This is a genomic window from Paenibacillus tyrphae, assembly GCF_027925525.1.
Lineage (GTDB): Bacteria > Bacillota > Bacilli > Paenibacillales > NBRC-103111 > Paenibacillus_G > Paenibacillus_G tyrfis_B.
Window position 1 is genome coordinate 202607 of sequence record NZ_BSDJ01000009.1, and the last position, 18961, is coordinate 221567.

Here is an 18961-nt window from a genome sequence, read left to right on the forward strand (position 1 = left end):
GATTGGGAGATAGCCTTTTTGGCTTCCGCCCCCTTTAGAGGACAGGCGTATTAATGTTCTTGATCGCCGGATTCGGGCTGCGTCTCAGACTGTCCCTCCGCAGCCGTATCGGCGCCATAGTCGATCTTCTGCTCGATGATCTGCCACAGTTCGTCTTTTCCAAGTCCCAGCTCGGACGAAAATAGGACGACCGGGTCCGACTTGTCCGCTCCCAGCGTTTCCTTGACGATCTTGACATGCTGCTGCCATTTGCTGCGCGGAATTTTATCTGCTTTCGTCGTCACGATGCAAAGCGGCGTGCCGTGATGCTTCAGCCACGAATACATCGCTTGGTCGTCTTTGGACGGCGGATGGCGAAGATCGATCACGAGCAGCACCAGCTTTAAAAATTCCCGGTGGAGCAAATAATTTTCGATAAATTTGCCCCATTTTTCACGTTCGGTTTTGGACACCTGCGCATACCCATACCCCGGCAAATCGACGAAGAACAAATCGGAATTAATTTTGTAATAGTTCAACTGCTGTGTCTTGCCGGGCTTGGAGCTGGTACGAGCCAAGTTTTTGCGGTTGATCATCCGGTTGATCAGCGATGACTTCCCTACATTGGAACGCCCTGCCAGAGCAATCTCCGGCAAGGCATCCGTAGGGTACTGACTCGGACCAACCGCGCTGATGATGAATTCAGCTTGATTGACCTTCATAAGTTTCACTCATTTCTTGATGGGGCGTTGGGCCGGACGGAGTTCGTAAAAATCATTCTTATCTGCCGGGCCGGAAAAATATTTCCGCTCCACCGCTCTTGAAATTCAAGTTGTCTATTATGATCCTTAGCGGATACAACTTGATTTCAAAGGCGGCCGTAAACTTTCCTCGAAAATACTTTTCCTAACGTTGCCTGGAACGAATGATAAATTCCGAAAAACCACCCAACCCAACGCCTGTTATTATACGCCTACAGGCTTGACCAGAGCGTGTTCGAGCACCTCATCCATATGCGAAACCGGGATGAACGTCAGCTCGGAGCGCACGCTCTCGGGAATTTCTTCGATGTCCTTGGCATTGTCCTTCGGCAGTAGAACCGTGCGGATGCCGGCGCGGTGGGCGGCCATAGCCTTTTCCTTCAAACCGCCGATCGGGAGCACGCGGCCGCGAAGCGTGATCTCGCCCGTCATCGCGACGTGACGCGAGACCGGGATATTAGTCAAGGCCGAGATGAGCGCCGTGCCCATCGCAATGCCGGCGGATGGACCGTCCTTCGGGATGGCGCCTTCCGGCATGTGCACGTGGACATCGTATTTTTCATGGAAGTCTGGCTGAATTCCGAATTGCTCGACCCGCGAACGGGTGTAGCTGAAAGCCGCCTGAGCGGATTCCTTCATGACGTCTCCGAGCTTTCCGGTCAGTGTCAGCTTGCCGCTGCCGGGCATCACCGTCACTTCGATAACGAGCGTGACCCCGCCGACCTCCGTCCAGGCAAGCCCGGTCACCGCGCCGACCTGATCGCGCTCCTCCACCATGCCATAGCGGAATTTCGGCTGGCCGAGATATTCCTTCAGGTTATCGGCTTTCACATGCACGGCCGTTGCTCCGCCGACGATCTCCTTGGCCGCCTTCCGGCAGATGGACGAAATTTGCTGCTCCAGGTTACGAACGCCCGCTTCTCGCGTATATTCGCGCACCGTGCTCATGAGGGCGTCTTCGTCTATGACGAGCTGACCGTCCTGCAGCCCGTGGTTCTCCTGCTGCTTCGGCAGCAGGTAATTGCGCGCGATGTGCAGCTTCTCGATTTCCGTATATCCCGGAATGTACAGCACTTCCATCCGGTCAAGCAGCGGCCGCGGAATGTTGTGTATGGCGTTGGCCGTCGTTACGAACATGACATTGGACAGATCGAACGGCACTTCGACGAAATGGTCGCTGAACGTGCTGTTTTGTTCCGGGTCCAGTACTTCCAGTAGAGCGGAAGCCGGGTCGCCGCGAAAATCCATCGCCATTTTATCGATTTCGTCCAACAGGAAGACGGGATTGTTCGTTCCCGCGTTTTTCATCCCTTGAATAATCCGACCCGGCATCGCGCCCACATACGTGCGGCGGTGTCCGCGGATTTCCGCTTCGTCGCGCACGCCGCCCAAGGAAATGCGCACGAACTGCCGGCCGAGCGACCTAGCGATCGAACGGGCGATCGATGTCTTCCCGACCCCGGGAGGGCCGACAAGGCATAGAATCGGTCCTTTGAGCTTCTTGACCAGCTTCTGTACGGCCAAATATTCAAGGACGCGCTCTTTCGGCTTCTCCAAGCCGTAATGATCCTGATTCAGAATTTCCTCGGCCTTGCGGATATCGAGGTCGTCTTCGGTCGATTGGGCCCAAGGCAAGCCAAGCAGCCAATCGATGTAGTTGCGGATGACCGAGCCTTCGGCGGAAGTTGCCGGCATCTTTTCGAGCCGGTCGATCTCCTTCTCGATCTTTTCCTTCACCTTCTCGGGCACTTCGCTTTGCGCGAGCTGGTTGCGCAGCTCCTCGACCTCGCCGGCCCGTCCTTCTTTATCCCCGAGCTCCTTCTGAATCGCCTTCATTTGCTCGCGCAAATAATATTCCTTCTGCGTCTTCTCCATCTGCTTCTTGACGCGCTGGCTGATTTTGCGTTCGAGCTCGAGCACCTCACGCTCGTTGTTCAGGATACCGAGCAGCTTCTCAAGCCGCAGCCGGACATCGACCGTTTCCAAAATTTCTTGCTTATCCTTAATTTTTAACGATAAATGACTGCAAATCACGTCTGCGAGTCGCCCTGGTTCGTCAATATCGGATACGGCAGCCAACGTTTCCGGGGTCACTTTTTTCGAAAGATTGATATAATGTTCGAATTGGTTCAGCACCGTGCGCATCAGCGCGTCGATTTCGGGATCGGACGTTTCCTGCTCAGGGAGTTCCCTGACATGAACCTCGTAGTATTCGTCGTTAACCAGAAATTCCGCAATTTCGGCGCGAACGACGCCTTCGACAAGCACGCGGATCGTTCCGTTCGGCAGCTTGAGCATTTGCCGCACTTTCGATATCGTGCCGATCCGGTAAATATCTTCGGTTTTCGGCTCCTCGATGTTCACCTCGGATTGCGAGCACAGCAGGATCATGCTGTCTTCGACCATAGCCTTCTCCAGGGCCCGTACCGACTTTTCCCTGCCCACATCCAAATGCAGAACCATGCTCGGATACACCAGCAGCCCCCGGAGCGGAAGCAGCGGCAAGCGGCGCAATTTCTGTTTGCTCGTTCCCATCCGCGAGCACCTCCAGACTATACTTACATGCATGTGATTTACATTTTATCAAAATTGATTTTAAAACACCAATCGGGGGCCGCAGTTTCCGCTCTTACGAACAAAGAGACGCCAACCGCTCTATTCGAGCGCATCGGCGTGCAGAATCGTAACGGAGGCGCTGCTGACCGTCTCCTGAGGCATGGCAGGAGGCTCGGCAGCCAGATGGGCGCTTTCGATACCCAGGGCGTGATGAAGCAGTTCCTCCACAGAATCGACCGGAATGACTTCCAATCCGTTAAGCCCCGCAAAAACTTCCTGCCAGTTTTCCTTCGGAATGATGACTTTGGTCGCTCCGGCCTGAAAAGCGGCTTCAACCTTGGCGATAACGCCTCCTACCGGCTTCACCTTGCCGTGAATGCTGATTTCGCCGGTCATCGCCAGATGGTTGTCGACCGGAATTCGTTTGATGGCGGAAGCAATCGCCACGGCCATCGATACACCGGCCGACGGTCCGTCGATCGGAATGCCGCCCGGAAAATTGATATGCATGTCGTAATCGTAAGGCTGCATGCCGAGCCGACGCAGGACGGTAAGCACGTTCTCGACGGAGCCGCGCGCCATGCTTTTGCGACGCAGCGTCCGGGATCCGCCACCCATCTCTTCCTCGTCGACGACACCGGTAATCGTAAATTGACCCATCCCCGGTTGGGCCGCCGGAATGGCGGTCACTTCGATGTCAAGCAGCATACCGAGATTCGGTCCGTAAACGGCCAATCCGTTAACCAGACCGATTTCCGGGCGCTGGGAAACTTTTTTCTCCGGCCTCGGCGGAATTTGCGAGCTGTTGACAACCCATTCGATGTCGGCGGCCGTCAGCTCTCTGCGTTGATCGGTCAGCGCCACCCCTGCCGCAAGCTGAATAATGTTAACCGCTTCGCGACCGTTGGTCGCGTACTTCTTAACGACCTCAATCGCGGGAGGACAGTCGGGAAATCCGATTTTTTTCAGCGCTTTGTCGGCAATCGAGCCGATTTCCTCCGGCAGCAGCGGACGAAAATAAATTTCCATACAGCGCGAGCGGATCGCCGGGGGCAGCTCCTGCGGGTTGCGCGTCGTTGCCCCTACGAGCCGGAAATCCGCAGGCAGGCCGTTCTGGAACACATCGTGAATATAACTCGGCACATTCGTGTCTTCGGAATTGTAATACGCGCTTTCCAAAAATACTTTGCGGTCTTCAAGCACCTTTAATAATTTATTCATCTGATGCGGATGCAATTCACCGATCTCGTCAATGAACAAAATCCCGCCGTGCGCCTTCGTCACCGCCCCGGGTTTCGGCTGCGGAATGCCGGCAACTCCCATAGCTCCCGCTCCTTGATAAATCGGATCGTGAACCGAGCCGATTAACGGGTCGGCAATGCCGCGCTCATCAAACCGCGCCGTCGTCGCATCGATCTCGGTAAATTTGGCGTCCGGACGAAACGGCGATTCCGGATTTTTTTTCGCTTCTTCCAATACGACACGGGCGGCGGCCGTTTTGCCCACGCCGGGCGGGCCGTAGATAATCACGTGCTGCGGGTTGGCGCCGCACAACGCCGCTTTCAGGGCACGCAGCCCTTCCTTTTGCCCGACGATGTCCTCCATGGCAGTCGGTCTTGTTTTTTCGGCTAACGGTTTATTTAAAGAGACGGATCGCAGCCTGCGCAGCTTCTCCAGCTCTTTCTTCGATTCCTTATCGACGGCGGAACGATTCGTCTGCTGATTGCGCAGCAAATTCCAAAAATACATACCGATGACGATGGCAAAAAACAACTGGATAACCATCAAAATCACGCTGATATTCAATCTAATCCCTCCTGTTGCTCACGGCCGCCTGAACGGCCGCTACGGCATTCATATAATTGGTAGTATTGCCCTGTCATGGTACCATTAATCGCTGCGCTTTAAGAAACTTTTTGGGGAATGCTAAAACCATGTGATACAAAAAGCTGCGGACGATTTTATGCGAAAGGAGGGACAGCGGATGTCGGGGCCGAATCTATGGAAGCGGGCGATTAAACTTGCCGTTGCCGCAATGCTGGCACTGACCGTCCTGACTTTCCAAGCCGGACAAGCGGCAGCGTTTGTGCCTGAATCCTTGTACTTGCCGGAGCTGAAGTCTGCCAATCCCGCCATAACGAGCGTCGACGTCTTAATCGACGTAGGTCACGGGGGAATCGACGGGGGTACCTCCTACGGTGACTTGCTGGAAAAAGATATCAATTTGGCGGTCGCCAAAAAAACGTACGAGACTTTGCGCAGAAAAGGGTACGTCGTCTTGATGAACCGGATGGACGATTACGCGCTAAGCGGAGAAAATTTATGGTTAAAAAGCCGTTCGAGACATATCAAGGACTTGGCCCAGCGCAGCCATCTGTGCAATGAGATCAAGCCCAAAATCATGATCAGTCTGCACGTCAACTCTGCCCGCCATTCTTCGAAACGGGGCGCGATCGTGATTCATCAAATAAAACCGCAAAGCGAGCAACTCGCAAAATCCGTGCAAGCAGCGTTGAACGCGTTATATGGTACGAGCGACAAGCCTGTGCCTAGCCGCACGTTTTATTTGTTAAAATATTCGAAGGCGCCAACGGTTATCGTCGAAATGGGTTTTATTACGAACGCCGAAGACCGCCGGATGCTTTCCGAGGACCAGTCTCAGCAGCTTATTGCTGAAGCAATCGCCGCAGGCGTCGAGCAGTACTTGCAGCAGCAAAAAAAGTAAAAGACCGCAATGGACCGCCGTTCCACGGCAGTGCGCGGTCTTTTTTTTGCATCGGGAAACATTATTTCATCAACTGAGATGCCGGTACGAAATGTCCGCCAAGCTGCTGCAAAGTCGGAATCGATTGCTTCAAAATTTCGGAGGTATGCTTCCCCGGCGGACCGACATGGCCGATGACAATCGTGCTGTCATTCTCGCGGACGAGCTTCTGCAGCTTTACCGCCTGCTTGAGAATATGACTCCGGGTGTAGGTATCATCCATGAACAAGTTGTTTTCCGCCGTGCGCACACCCATTTCTTTCGCCAGTTTACCGATGACGGTCTTGTCTGTCGTCCGGCTGTCCAAAAAATATAAGTTGCGCTCTTTACATACGGTGAGCACAATCCGCATGACCCGCTCGTCCGACGTCGCCTTCGATCCCATGTGGTTATTGATGCCTACCGCATGGGGTACATCCTCTATGGCAGTGATGACTCTGCGCCGGATTTCATCGTCGGGAAGTCTCGTGGTTATCGCACCCGGACCAAGCCATTCCGGTTTTCCGTTCCGCGGCTCCATTGGCAGGTGTACGATGACTTCCTTACCAAGTTTATGCGCCCATTCCGCATCACGCTTCGTTGTCGACAGAAAAGGCATAACCGCCGCTACAAACGGAATCGGCAGCTCCATCATCTGCTCGGTGCCCGCTTGACCGTTGCCGAAATCGTCGATAACGACGGCAATTTTCTTCGTTCCTACCGCCGGGTCGATGGCTGTGTACTGTCCGGCTGCGGTTGCCGGAATGATGACGCATAGACAGACCCATCCTGTGACGGACGCCCACCATTTCCTTCTCATGGCCCGCACCTCCTTATCCGTATTTCCTTACTTCATTGTTTGCATTACGGCAAAAACCTATACGAGCGTTTGCTAATTTTGGATTTTAGCTCCAGAAATTCATATCCCTATTTGAAGGAAAAATGCAGTCTTGTTCGTCTATAGTTATTGGAATTATTTACATAGAGACAAGAAAGTAGGGCTCAAATGAAACGATGGAAACTGTTATGCTGCGCAGGACTAGTATGGATGGCGATGTGTGCTTGCGACGCCGCCCAAGCCGCAGAGTCTTCAGTTAAGGAAACCGATTCTTTTCTATCGTACGTCAGACCGGACCCGTCCCCGCCGTTCCGAATCGTTCGGGATACCGGGGAGAAGAAAGGCGAATACCCGATTTTCGAACATACCGACGATGCGAATACGGAGCATTTATTCCGCGATTCGTTTATGGCTGAGTCCGTACGTTTGTTTTTCCTCGCTCAAAACTTGGTTAACCGCCCCAAGGAAACGCAGGCGCAAACGAAACTCCGTCAGGCAAGCCACCCTGCCTACTTGTTATTATCAGAACGGGAAGGCGGCTTCCCCGGGACGGGCTTTTATCTGAAGCAGAATGGAGAGCTGCTCGACCATACGGGCACGCCCTATGTCGACCTTATGAAAAGCACGGCCGCGTCCGACTACTTGGGCTCCATGAGCCAAGTTTATCCGCATGAGCTCGGCCATGTCATGTACCATTTGCTTTCGCCGGACTGGGACCGCACCGAAAGCCGTTCGGTCGATATGCATTACGTGTCCTTGACCACGGACCGGCGGGTCGCGTTTGACGAAGGCTTTGCCGAGCACTTCGAAAATGTCTCTTTAGATCATGAGCCGGACGAATCCAGAAAAGCCGGCCTTGAATCCAGCGTCCGGCAGGCTCGGCTAACCACAGCGACCATGGTCGCCGGATACGAAAAGGACTACGTCTGGCCAATGCGGCTGCAGCTTTATCGAGCCGCTGTTCCGTTCTGGTATCAGCGGTTCGAAATGCTGAAGCGGCACGATTGGGTGAAAGAGGGAACGATTCGTTTCACGACGACGCAGCCTTCTGCGGGGTCTGCCGAACAGAGCATCAAATACCGCAATACGGGCGTTCGTTATGTTGAGAGCAAACCGAGGAACGTATCGCAAGCCTTGGCTACCGAAGGAGTCGTTTCCGCTTTTTTTTACGAAGCTGCTTTCCAGCGACTTGAAGCACCGTTATAGGGAGGATTCGTTCTATTCGGCTTTTTTGGCGGACGCTTCGCGTACCGTGGATGCCAAAGCCGTGTTTACCCCACTGCAAAACGAGTACATGAAAATATTTCACGTTCTCCATAAGTATGTGAATCGAACCGATTCACCGTTGGCGGATTTCGTCCATGGCTACGCCGTCGAGTACCCGGACGAGAAAGAAGCACTGTACCGGCTCCTAGGCGAAGCTACGGGGCTAAGTGAAAAGGAACTTGAAGCAAGACCCCCGGAAATCTGGCTTCTGAACAAGAGCCATGCGCACAGCTATTTGGCGATCGATGAGGCAGGCTCGATTCGAATGCCGTTTTATGCGTTCGATCTGAATGCGGCGGATATCAGCGATCTCATGACTTTTCCAGGCATCGGAGAGGCTGAGGCGGAAGTTATCATTCGATACCGGGACAATCAATCGTTTATCCGGGAGCTGGACGAGGTAAGAAAAATCCCCGGTTTGTCTGCGCAGACCATTCAAGCGCTCTTGGACGGGGCTTACGATCCGAATTTTGCCCGGGAATCGAGAGCCCAAACGGAACAACGCTTGGGGGAGAACGGATTGCTGCAAAGGCTGCTTACGGGGTCACTGTGGATGCTGGCGAAATTTACTCTTGCTTGGTTGGGTTTTTTTCTCTTGGTTTATTATGTGCTGGTTCTTAGGAAGCGGTTTGAGCTGAGGCGTGCTCTAAGGATTATCGTGACGAATGCGGTGAAAATGAGCGTCCTGGTGCTATTCGCTCTAGCTTCCGTCCTGGCAGGCCAGCCGCTGTTGATTTTCGCCGTACTTGGTGTTTTGTTTCTGGTCATTGAACGTTTTTTGGTTTTGAGAAATAAACCACAGGGTAAGAAAAAAGAAGCCTTTTGCTCCAGCCTGTTTTTTATGGCGGTACTCCTGTACTCCTTATCTTAAATGGATGTCCAATTCATAAAGTAAAATTATTCTATTTTAATTATTTATCTACTATAATAGTATTATCGACCAAATTATTGTTATACGAGTCTATTATTAGGAAGGATGACACGGATGGAGTCTGCCAAAGAGTTACCTAAAGCTATAGCACCGGTAAAGGAATTGTCTACAAAAGAAACGCAAATCGATCCGTTTCCGTTTTTTCGCCAGTGCCGCGAGTCCACTCCCGTACGTTATGATCCCCATAGGGAATGCTGGGATATTTTTCGTTATGAAGATGTGCACAATGTGCTCAAAGACCCTACTACCTTCTCTTCGGTAAGACCGATTAAAGGTCCTGTCCTGCTCGGAAGCATCATTGGCATGGACCCGCCCAAGCATATGCAGATGCGCGGCATCGTCAGCAAAGCGTTTACTCCGAAATCGATCGAGGAACTAGGTCCGCGCATCGCCTCTATTACCGAAGAATTATTAAACGCGGTTGCAAATGAAGGGGCGACGGATTTGGTTCACGATCTGGCCGTTCCCCTGCCCGTCATCGTCATTGCCGAGCTGCTGGGGATTCCGGCGCAAGACCGCCGACTTTTCAAAGAATGGTCGGATTCGATCGTCAAAGGGCCGCAATCCGGCAGCAAAGAAGACATGCTCCAGCTGTATCTGGAACGAGAGAAGACCCGGCACGAATTGGACGACTATTTTCTGAAAGTCATTGCGGAGCGCCGCAATCGTCCGAAGGATGATTTGGTCACAAAATTGGTGGAAGCGGAAGTAAATGGCGAGCGCTTAAACGATATGGAAATTGTGGAGTTTTGCATTTTGCTGCTTGCCGCCGGCAACGAGACGACGACCAATTTGATTACGAATTCGGTACGGAGATTAGCCGAGGCCCCTGCGCTGCAGACAAGACTTCACGAACAACCGGCTTTGATCGAGAGCTTCGTCGAAGAAGTTCTGCGGTATTATCCCCCGGTCTTATCTCTAAGCCGTTATGCGACCAAAGACGTTCGAATCGGACACACCGATATACGTGAGGGTGAGCTCATCATCCCCTGGATTGGTTCGGCCAATCGGGACGAAAACAAGTTTCCCGCTGCCGATCAATTTATCGAAGACCGGACGCCCAATCCGCATATGGCCTTCGGCTTCGGCAATCATTTTTGCTTGGGGGCTCCTTTAGCCCGGTTGGAAGCTGTAATAGCACTGCGCATCATCATGAACCGGATGACGAATATCCGCTTTGCAGAGCATTTCGAATTTAAACCGATCCGCAGTCCTTTTGTCTATGGTGTGGAGGAGCTCCCAATCCTTTTCGATACCAAGCATTAATTAAGTAAAAATACACCCGCCAATGCAGGACGGAAAGCCGTAACTCGCTTCCCTCCACCTGCCTTGTGCGGGTGTATTTATGATGTGCCTATTACATCGCTGCGTGATGCTTTCTTCCGGGAATTTCACCCGTTCGCTCGAAATGCTCGACGATGATGTCGATTTCCTTCTTCAGCTCGGACAGCAGCTCGGCTTCCGGTACTTTGCGGATCATCTCGCCGTAACGGAACAACAATCCTTCGCCTCGGGCGCCGGCGATGCCGATATCGGCTTCCCTAGCTTCGCCCGGGCCGTTCACCGCGCAGCCGAGGACGGATACTTTAATCGGCACCTTCAGCTTGGAGATATACTCTTCCACCTCATTCGCGATAGAAAACAGATCGATATCCAATCGGCCGCAGGTCGGGCAAGATACCAAGGTGGCGGCATTCGTGATCAACCCGAACGATTTCAGCAGCTCGCGGCATACTTTGACTTCCTCAACCGGGTCGGCGCTGAGCGAAATCCGGATCGTCGAACCGAGCCCCATGCTTAGCAGCGCGCCCAAGCCTGCCGCGCTCTTCACGGTACCGGAGAACAACGTCCCAGCCTCAGTAATGCCAAGGTGCAGCGGGTAGCGGAAGGCTGCGGCCGCTTTCGTATAAGCGGCAATCGCCATCGGGACGTCGGATGCCTTCAGCGAGACGATGATGTCACGAAAATCGAGCTCTTCGAGAATGCCGATATGGTACAGCGCGCTTTCGACCATCGCTTCCGGCGTCGGGTAACCGTATTTCTCCAGCAAATGGTTCTCAAGCGAGCCGGCGTTGACGCCGATCCGGATCGGAATCCCTCGCTCCTTGCAGGCCTTGACGACGGCTTCCACCTTCTCGCGTCGGCCGATGTTCCCCGGATTGATTCTTACTTTGTCAATCCCGTTCTCAATGGCCTGCAAAGCGAGCCGGTAGTCAAAGTGAATATCAGCCACCAGCGGAATGGAGATCTGCTTCTTGATCGCTTTGATCGCTTCCGCCGCTTCCTTATTGTTGACCGTAACGCGGACGATCTGGCATCCCGCTTCTTCCAGCCGATGAATCTCGGCCACCGTAGCCTTTACATCCGCCGTTTTGGTTGTACACATGCTCTGGATGATCACGTCATTGCTGCCGCCGATGGTTAGATTGCCGACTTTAACCGGAACCGTTTCCGTTCTATGGAACATGTGTTTTCTTCTCTCCCATGATGCCAAACATCCTCCGCTCCGGGGGACGAATCATCGGTCCTGCGGATTGGAGGCGTTTAGTTTTTTTGTATATCCGGCGCTTACGCGCTTTCTTCTTTTTTCTTCATGGACTGGCCGTCCGCTGCGGTGATCTGAGGTGTGATCTTCGCTTGTACGGCTTCCTTGGTAACGATGCACTTGGAGCTCTCCGTGCGGGATGGCGCCTCGTACATCACTTCCAGCATAATGCCTTCGATAATGGCACGAAGCCCCCTCGCTCCGGTATTGCGCTTAATCGCTTCTTTCGCAATTTCCTCCAGCGCCTCCGGTTCGAATTCAAGGGATACGTTATCCATCTCCAGCATCTTCTGATACTGCTTGACAAGAGCGTTTTTAGGCTCGGTCAAAATGCGGACGAGCGCTGCTTCGTCAAGCGGCTCCAGCGTCGAGATGACCGGCAGACGGCCCACGAATTCCGGAATCAAACCGAATTTCAGCAGGTCTTCCGGAAGCACAAGGGACAAATATTCGCCCGGCTTCAGGTCGGCTTTATGTCCGTCCGTGCCGAAGCCGATCACTTTTTTGCCGATCCGGCGCTTAATGATCTGCTCAAGCCCGTCGAATGCCCCACCGCAAATAAACAGGATGTTCGTCGTATCGATTTGAATAAATTCCTGATGCGGGTGCTTGCGTCCGCCTTGAGGCGGTACCGAAGCAACTGTGCCTTCCAAAATTTTCAGAAGAGCTTGTTGTACGCCTTCGCCCGAAACGTCGCGGGTGATGGACGGATTTTCCGACTTACGGGCTACTTTATCGATTTCATCGATATAAATAATGCCGCGCTCGGCTTTCTCCACATCGTAATCGGCCGCTTGAATGAGCTTCAGCAAAATGTTTTCGACGTCTTCCCCTACGTAGCCGGCTTCCGTCAAAGACGTTGCGTCGGCGATCGCAAACGGAACATTCAAAATTTTGGCCAGCGTTTGGGCCAGCAGCGTTTTACCGCTGCCCGTCGGACCGACAAGGACGATGTTCGACTTTTGCAGTTCGACATCTTCGAGCTTGCTTTGCTGCGAGTTGATCCGTTTGTAATGGTTGTATACGGCAACCGACAGCGATTTTTTGGCCTGTTCCTGCCCGATGACGTAGGAATCCAGAATCGCGCGGATTTCCTTCGGCTTCGGTACGTCTTTCAGGTCGAGCTCTTCCTCGTGACCCAATTCTTCCTCAACGATTTCCGTGCAAAGCTCGATGCACTCGTCGCATATATAAACGCCGGGCCCGGCAACCAGCTTGCGTACCTGCTCCTGGGATTTGCCGCAGAACGAGCACTTGAGCTGGCCTTTTTCATCGTTAAATTTAAACATGGGATCACTCCTTTTCTAAGTCAGATCACTGCGAGTGATAACCGCATCAATGAGACCGTACGCCTTCGCGTCTTCGGCGCTCATGAAATTGTCACGGTCTGTGTCGCGTTCGATTCTTTCGTAAGGCTGCCCCGTACGCTCCACATAGATTTGGTTTAGCTTCTGCTTCGTTTTGATAATCCAGTCGGCATGAATTTTAATATCCGATGCCTGCCCGCGGACGCCGCCCAGCGGCTGATGGATCATCACTTCGCTGTTCGGAAGCGCGTAGCGTTTGCCCTTGGCACCTGCCGTGAGCAGCAGGGACCCCATACTGGCGGCCATGCCGACACAAATCGTCGAAACGTCCGGCTTGATGAATTGCATTGTATCATATATACCCATACCGGCCGTCACCGAACCGCCGGGGGAGTTAATGTACAAATGAATATCCTTCTCGGGATCTACCGCCGACAAGAAAAGCAACTGGGCAATAACCAGGTTGGCGACGTCGTCATCGATCGCACTGCCCAAAAAAATAATACGATCCTTCAGCAAACGCGAGTAAATATCGTAAGAGCGTTCGCCGCGGCCTTCCTGTTCCACAACCATAGGTACCAGAGTCATCGTCCCAACCCCTTTACTTCATAAAATGCAAACCACTTTCAGCCTTACTCAAAACATTGTAGCACGTTTAAAGACTAAAGTCATTTCCTGCCCGATACGAACAAACGTTGCGGCCGCTAACGTATGTTTTGCCGGACAGGACCGCCTTGCCGCCGCCTATGTATTTCATTATGTACCGCATATGTAATGGTTCGTTTGCTTCTTATGTAACGCTTATTATGTTATGCTTATGTACTTCTTATGTGCATGTTTCACGGAAACCGTCAACGCGATTTAAGGTAAAACAAAGGCACGCATGGATGTACACGTGCCTTTGCATGTATGTTCGCGTTTATACAATTTCCGAATTAAGCCGTTTTGCTGTTGTCAACCAAGAATTTCACGGTTTTGCGGTTGACGATATCTTGCAGCAGCGATCCCAAATTGCCATTCGATGCGAAGATGGTACGGATTTCGTCAACGGAACGGCCGTACATTTGGGCCAGGTTCTCCAGCTCGGCGTTGATTTCCTCTTCTGTCGCTTCAAGGTTTTCCGCTTTCGCGATCGCCTCAAGCACGAGGTTGTTGCGTACGCGCTTCTCGGCGTCGGAACGCATTTGACCTTTGAGGTCCTCGGCGCTTTGACCGGTGAACTGGTAGTACATGTCGATGTTCATGCCTTGCGTGCGCAGACGGTTTTCGAATTCTTTCACCATTTGCTCCGCTTCGTCGTTAATCATAACTTCCGGAATTTCCACTTGGGCAGTTTCGGAAGCTTTTTCTACCAGATCGTTTTCTTTCTTGCGGTCGGCTTCGCTTTGCTTGCGCTCTTTCAGCTTGTTCTCCAGATCCGCTTTGTACTCGTCCAGCGTGTCGAACTCGCTCACGTCTTTAGCAAACTCGTCGTCGAGTGCAGGCAGGTTTTTGCGCTTGATGTCATGCAGCTTGATTTTGAAAACGGCTTCTTTGCCTTTCAGTTCTTCCGCATGGTAGTTTTCCGGGAAAGTTACGGTGATGTCCTTCTCGCCGTCTTTCTCCAGGCCGACAACTTGCTCTTCGAAACCCGGGATAAAGCTGCCGGAGCCAAGCTCAAGGGAATAACGCTCCGCTTTGCCGCCCTCGAAAGGAGCGCCGTCGACGAAGCCTTCGAAGTCGATCGAGACGATGTCGCCGTTCTCGGCTGCGCCTGCTTCTACCGGAACGAGTTCCGCATGACGCTTTTGCAGCTTCTCCAGCTCTTCGTTCACTTCTTCGGCCGTTACTTCGACGGAAGGAGCTTCAAGAGCGATGCCTTTGTACTCGCCAAGCTCGACTTCAGGCTTCACGGTAACTTTCGCTTTGAATTTCAGAACTTGGCCTTTGCCAAATTGCTCGACGTCCACTTCCGGACGGTCCACCGGCTGAATGCCCGTCTCTTGAACAGCTGCAATGTAAGCGTCAGGCACGATGATATCGAGAGCGTCTTGATACAAGCTTTCCACGCCGAATTTCGATTCGAAAATAGCGCGAGGCACTTTGCCCTTGCGGAAGCCCGGAACGTTTACTTTGTTTACGACTTTTTTGAATGCCTTGTCCAGAGCGGCGGCTACTTGGTCCGCATCCACTTCAATATCAAGAACGGCTACGTTCTTCTCTATCTTTTCCCAGCTTGCTTTCATTTTATGCTTTCCCCTCCAAAAATTATCCATCGCAATTTTGTCACGTTCTGGCGGAGTTGCGGTACAACCCGGACAAGCCCGCCGATATAACCACTATATTATAACCGTAATAAATGCGGTTTTCAAGGCTTCTAACGCGGAAACGTCGGGAAATCGTCCCGCGGCGCCATTTTATAATCTCCGGGTGAATACGTTTGCGGCAAATTGCTGCATCATCCGGTAAGCTTGCTCCCACTGGAACGCCAGATCCGACGTAATCCCGTACAATTCGAGCAGCTCCGCTTTGTCCCCGCCTTCAAATACTTGTTCTAGCAACGTCAGATGCAGCGCCGCCGCCCATACGTCCACGCAGGCCGCGTCCTGCCGCAGCATTTGCCGGTAAGCGGAAGTTCCGTAAATAAACGCCAAAAATTCGTTCCACGTCTCCGACGCAAAATACGAGAGCGCCGGGTGCTGCGTCTCGCTGATTTCCTGCACGCGGTTAATAATCTCTTGAATCTGCGAAGGAAACTGGTCGAAGGACGCAGGCGTATCCTCGATCTCGACGACCGTCGCTTCGCCGTTCTTATGCAGCGTTACGCTGCCCGTCGCGCCCCGCTTCTTGAGCGTTTGCAGCGCCTTGAACTGGATCAGCGGATGCCGCCCCGCATCCTCCTTCAACCACCCGATCAGCTCTTCGTCGATCCCTTCGTCTTCCAAGAACGCGAGCTGATCCAGAGCCAGCAGCTGCTTGTCCACGGCATGCTGCTCCCGCAGGCTGGCCAGCAGCCGCTTCGCATAGTCGCCTTTCTGCTCGCCCTTGGCGTGTATATGCTGCCGCAGCAGGTCCGCTTCGCTGAGCTCTTCGCTTTCGTCCTCCTGCCCCAGTGCCAGATCCGGGAACATGACCTGCAGCCAATCGAGCAAGGACCGCCATTCTTCCCGCGCCCGGTCGTCGTCCGATTGGCAGGCAAGCAAAAAGCGGAGGAGCTTCATCGCTTCTCCGTAGCGTTCCGCTTCAAGGAGCCGGGTCAGTTCGAACTGGTAAAATTCGACGGTTTTCGGAAAAAGAATCACATTGTCATTGGTCTGCCCGCTCATGAAACACCGCCTTTCTTGCTGAGCTTCTTTATGAATGCCAGTGTACCCCAAAAAAGAAGCGAAAGCAAAATCTCCTGCCGCGACCCGCTTACCTGTCCATTCCAAATTAGAATGCCGGATTCGGAAGCGCGTTATGCGGACGTAAAAAAGCAGCCGCGGATGCGTAATAACCACGGCATCCGGGCTGCCCGTTATGCAGGCGCTGTTTAGCGTTCCATATTCCGAAATCTATTCCATTTTCATCGCGGCTTGGATGAGCTGCGCTTTAATGTGCGGATTTTGTTCGATGAAGCTGTACATGCGATCGACCTGCTCTTTATTTTGCAAATAGTCGCGTTCGTTCTGAATCATCTCGTGCGACCATTTCAGAAGCGCGGCTTCCGCCGCACCGAGCCGGTTCAATGCAATATGAAGTCCCGTATCGCCGACAAGCTGCTCCATCACTTCCGGAGTTACGTTACCGAGTTTTTTCGTCGTAGCGAGCTTTTGCTCAAATTCTTTATTCGCCTTCTCGAAGTTTTCTTTGGCTTCCTTGTATTCTTTCTGCTGTTCTGAGAACGTTCTTTTCATTAATGATGAACCACCTTTACCTGTTGATCAATTGTCTTCCTGCCTATCGTTCTCCCAGCTATAGCGTGAGACAAAACCGACGCTTTCTATACATCGGTCTCCAAAACGCAGGCTGTTATAAAAATACACCTATACGCTAAGTGTAACTTTTCTTCGGCCGTTTGTCCATTTTTTCATCAAGTTTTCCACGTCGCGCCTCGTCCGGACAGACATCATCCGCTCCCGCCAAGCATAACCTTTAACATCTTGCTGTCATCTTTGGACCCCTCGTGGGAGCGACAGATTCTGGAAGACCGGAGAGGATGAAAGCTATGTGTGGAATCACGGGATGGATTGATTGGAACAAAGATTTGACCCAGTATCCGTCCGTTCTCGAGACGATGACGGATACGCTCGCCTCGCGCGGTCCGGATGCCTCCGGCAGCTGGATCACGCCCCGCTGCGCGCTCGGCCACCGCCGTCTGAGCGTCATGGATCCGGCAGGCGGCGCCCAGCCCATGACCCGGAAAGTCGGGGATAATACAATAACGATCGTCTATAACGGCGAGCTATACAATGCGCCCGAATTAAAAAAAGAGCTGGAGCAGCGAGGCCACCGGTTCGCCACCACCTGCGACACCGAGGTGCTGCTCGTTTCGTTCGTCGAATGGGGCCGAGCCTGCGTCGACCGGCTCAACGGTATCTTCGCCTTCGCCATCTGGGACAACGAAGAGCAGACGCTGTTCCTCGTACGCGACCGGCTGGGCGTCAAGCCTCTTTTCTATTCCTACACAGAAGGCCGGCTGCTGTTCGGTTCGGAGCCGAAGGCCATCCTGGCGCATCCGGACTTTACGGTTCAGATCAGCGGCGAAGGGCTGGCGGAAATTTTCGCCATCGGGCCGGCACGCACGCCGGGACACGGCGTCTATAAAAATATGCAGGAGCTGAAGCCGGGTCACTGCATGGTCATGGATGCGCGCGGCCTAAGCGTACGCGCCTACTGGAAGCTGGAAAGCAAGCCGCATGAGGACGACGTGGAGACGACGGCCGCCAAAGTGCGCGAGCTGCTACGGGACACGGTGATCCGTCAGCTCGCTTCGGATGTGCCGATCTGCACGCTGCTGTCCGGCGGTCTCGATTCCAGTGCTCTAACGACGTTTGCCGCACAATACTATGCGCAGCAAGGGCTCGGAGCCCTGCACACCTATTCGGTCGACTATGTCGACAACGATAGGCATTTCCAAGCAAGCGCCTTTCAGCCGAATGCGGATGCGCCTTGGATCAAGCGGATGACGGAACACCTCGAGACCGTACATCATGCGATCGAATTCGATACGCCGGAACTGGTCGAGGCGCTCCGAACCGTCGTGCTGGCCAGGGACTTGCCCGGAATGGCCGATGTGGACGGTTCGCTTTATTTGTTTTGCCGCGAAATTAAAAAAGGCGCCACAGTGGCGATATCCGGCGAGGCGGCCGACGAAATTTTCGGCGGGTACCCCTGGTTTCACCGGGAGGAAGCGCTGAATGCCGGAACCTTCCCTTGGTCGCTTGCGACCCCTGAACGTATCGCCCTGCTGTCTCCCGAATTCGTCGATTGGGTGAAGCCCGCCCAATACGTTCAGGACCGCTACCGCCAAGCGCTCTCCGAAGTGCCCCGTCTTGCCGGCGAGAACGGACAGCAAAACAGGATGCGGGAGATGTCCTATTTGAACATCACCCGCTTTATGCCGACGCTGCTCGACCGCAAAGACCGGATGAGCATGGCGGTCGGCCTTGAGGTGCGCGTGCCGTTCTGCGATCACCGGCTGGTCGAATACGTATGGAACATTCCGTGGGAGGTCAAAACGGCCGGCGACCGGGAGAAAGGCATTTTGCGCAAAGCGCTCCGCGGCATACTTCCCGAAGACGTGCTGGCCCGCAAAAAAAGCCCGTATCCGAAAACGCACAATCCGAACTATTTGACCGCCGTCCGCTCCTGGGTATTGGACATCTTAGACGACCCTTCCTCGCCTCTGCTTCCGTTTATCGATACGGCCAAAATCCGCATCCTCGCAGAGGACGCCGAAGGCCGGTTTCAGCTGCCTTGGTTCGGCCAGTTGATGACCGGGCCGCAGTTGTTCGCTTATTTGGCCCAAGTCGACACTTGGCTGCGCCATTACAAAGTATCGATCCGATAATGGC

15 protein-coding genes are annotated in these 18961 nt (G+C 53.3%); 5 read left to right on the forward strand and 10 right to left on the reverse strand.

Going from position 1 to position 18961, the window contains the following annotated elements; all coding sequences use genetic code 11:
- Nucleotides 1-50: 50 nt before the first annotated feature.
- From yihA to lonB, 3 genes are all read right to left on the reverse strand, one after another.
- Entirely contained in the window at nt 51-701 is a 651-nt protein-coding gene (gene yihA / locus QMG93_RS13290; protein ID WP_281937140.1) for a ribosome biogenesis GTP-binding protein YihA/YsxC, read from the reverse strand.
- A 243-nt stretch (nt 702-944) separates the two neighbouring features.
- Entirely contained in the window at nt 945-3275 is a 2331-nt protein-coding gene (gene lon / locus QMG93_RS13295) for an endopeptidase La (protein WP_281937142.1), read from the reverse strand.
- 120 nt (nt 3276-3395) lie between these two features.
- Nucleotides 3396-5081, reverse strand: a complete 1686-nt coding sequence (gene lonB / locus QMG93_RS13300; RefSeq protein WP_413789295.1) for an ATP-dependent protease LonB — start codon at nt 5079-5081, stop codon at nt 3396-3398.
- A 199-nt stretch (nt 5082-5280) separates the two neighbouring features.
- Here lonB and QMG93_RS13305 point away from each other — a divergent pair, with 199 nt between their 5' ends.
- Complete coding sequence (locus tag QMG93_RS13305; RefSeq protein WP_281937146.1) at nt 5281-6021, forward strand: N-acetylmuramoyl-L-alanine amidase family protein; 741 nt, start codon at nt 5281-5283, stop codon at nt 6019-6021.
- A 61-nt stretch (nt 6022-6082) separates the two neighbouring features.
- Here the strand turns inward: QMG93_RS13305 and QMG93_RS13310 are convergent, their stop codons facing one another.
- Nucleotides 6083-6859: a divergent polysaccharide deacetylase family protein gene (locus QMG93_RS13310; RefSeq protein ID WP_281937148.1), complete on the reverse strand. Its 777-nt coding sequence runs from the start codon at nt 6857-6859 to the stop codon at nt 6083-6085.
- Between the two features lie 186 nt (nt 6860-7045).
- On the opposite strand from QMG93_RS13310, the gene QMG93_RS13315 reads away from it, so the two are divergent.
- From QMG93_RS13315 to QMG93_RS13325, 3 genes are all read left to right on the forward strand, one after another.
- The gene (locus tag QMG93_RS13315) at nt 7046-8083 is read left to right on the forward strand and encodes a hypothetical protein (RefSeq protein ID WP_281937150.1); all 1038 of its coding nucleotides are present in this window, start codon (nt 7046-7048) and stop codon (nt 8081-8083) included.
- Nucleotides 8067-9014: a ComEA family DNA-binding protein gene (locus QMG93_RS13320; protein ID WP_281937152.1), complete on the forward strand. Its 948-nt coding sequence runs from the start codon at nt 8067-8069 to the stop codon at nt 9012-9014. The genes QMG93_RS13315 and QMG93_RS13320 overlap by 17 nt, the downstream gene beginning before the upstream one ends.
- Nucleotides 9015-9128: 114 nt before the next feature.
- Complete coding sequence (locus QMG93_RS13325; protein ID WP_281937153.1) at nt 9129-10340, forward strand: cytochrome P450; 1212 nt, start codon at nt 9129-9131, stop codon at nt 10338-10340.
- Between the two features lie 91 nt (nt 10341-10431).
- Here the strand turns inward: QMG93_RS13325 and ispG are convergent, their stop codons facing one another.
- The 6 genes from ispG to QMG93_RS13355 all read right to left on the reverse strand — a co-directional run bounded on the left by ispG (nt 10432) and on the right by QMG93_RS13355 (nt 16801).
- Nucleotides 10432-11541, reverse strand: a complete 1110-nt coding sequence (gene ispG / locus QMG93_RS13330; RefSeq protein ID WP_281937155.1) for a flavodoxin-dependent (E)-4-hydroxy-3-methylbut-2-enyl-diphosphate synthase — start codon at nt 11539-11541, stop codon at nt 10432-10434.
- Between the two features lie 101 nt (nt 11542-11642).
- Nucleotides 11643-12908, reverse strand: a complete 1266-nt coding sequence (gene clpX, locus QMG93_RS13335) for an ATP-dependent protease ATP-binding subunit ClpX (RefSeq protein WP_216795566.1) — start codon at nt 12906-12908, stop codon at nt 11643-11645.
- A gap of 15 nt (nt 12909-12923) precedes the next feature.
- The gene (gene clpP / locus QMG93_RS13340) at nt 12924-13514 is read right to left on the reverse strand and encodes an ATP-dependent Clp endopeptidase proteolytic subunit ClpP (protein ID WP_010493986.1); all 591 of its coding nucleotides are present in this window, start codon (nt 13512-13514) and stop codon (nt 12924-12926) included.
- 347 nt (nt 13515-13861) lie between these two features.
- Nucleotides 13862-15151, reverse strand: a complete 1290-nt coding sequence (tig, locus tag QMG93_RS13345; RefSeq protein ID WP_281937161.1) for a trigger factor — start codon at nt 15149-15151, stop codon at nt 13862-13864.
- A gap of 171 nt (nt 15152-15322) precedes the next feature.
- Nucleotides 15323-16231: a hypothetical protein gene (locus QMG93_RS13350; RefSeq protein ID WP_281937163.1), complete on the reverse strand. Its 909-nt coding sequence runs from the start codon at nt 16229-16231 to the stop codon at nt 15323-15325.
- 228 nt (nt 16232-16459) lie between these two features.
- A complete protein-coding gene (locus tag QMG93_RS13355) occupies nt 16460-16801 on the reverse strand; it encodes a hypothetical protein (protein ID WP_036690680.1) in 342 nt (113 codons plus the stop codon).
- 311 nt (nt 16802-17112) lie between these two features.
- Here QMG93_RS13355 and asnB point away from each other — a divergent pair, with 311 nt between their 5' ends.
- Nucleotides 17113-18957 carry an asparagine synthase (glutamine-hydrolyzing) gene (gene asnB / locus QMG93_RS13360; protein WP_281937167.1) on the forward strand — a complete coding sequence of 615 codons (1845 nt, stop codon included), beginning with the start codon at nt 17113-17115 and terminating at the stop codon, nt 18955-18957.
- The last annotated feature ends 4 nt before the right edge of the window (nt 18958-18961 follow it).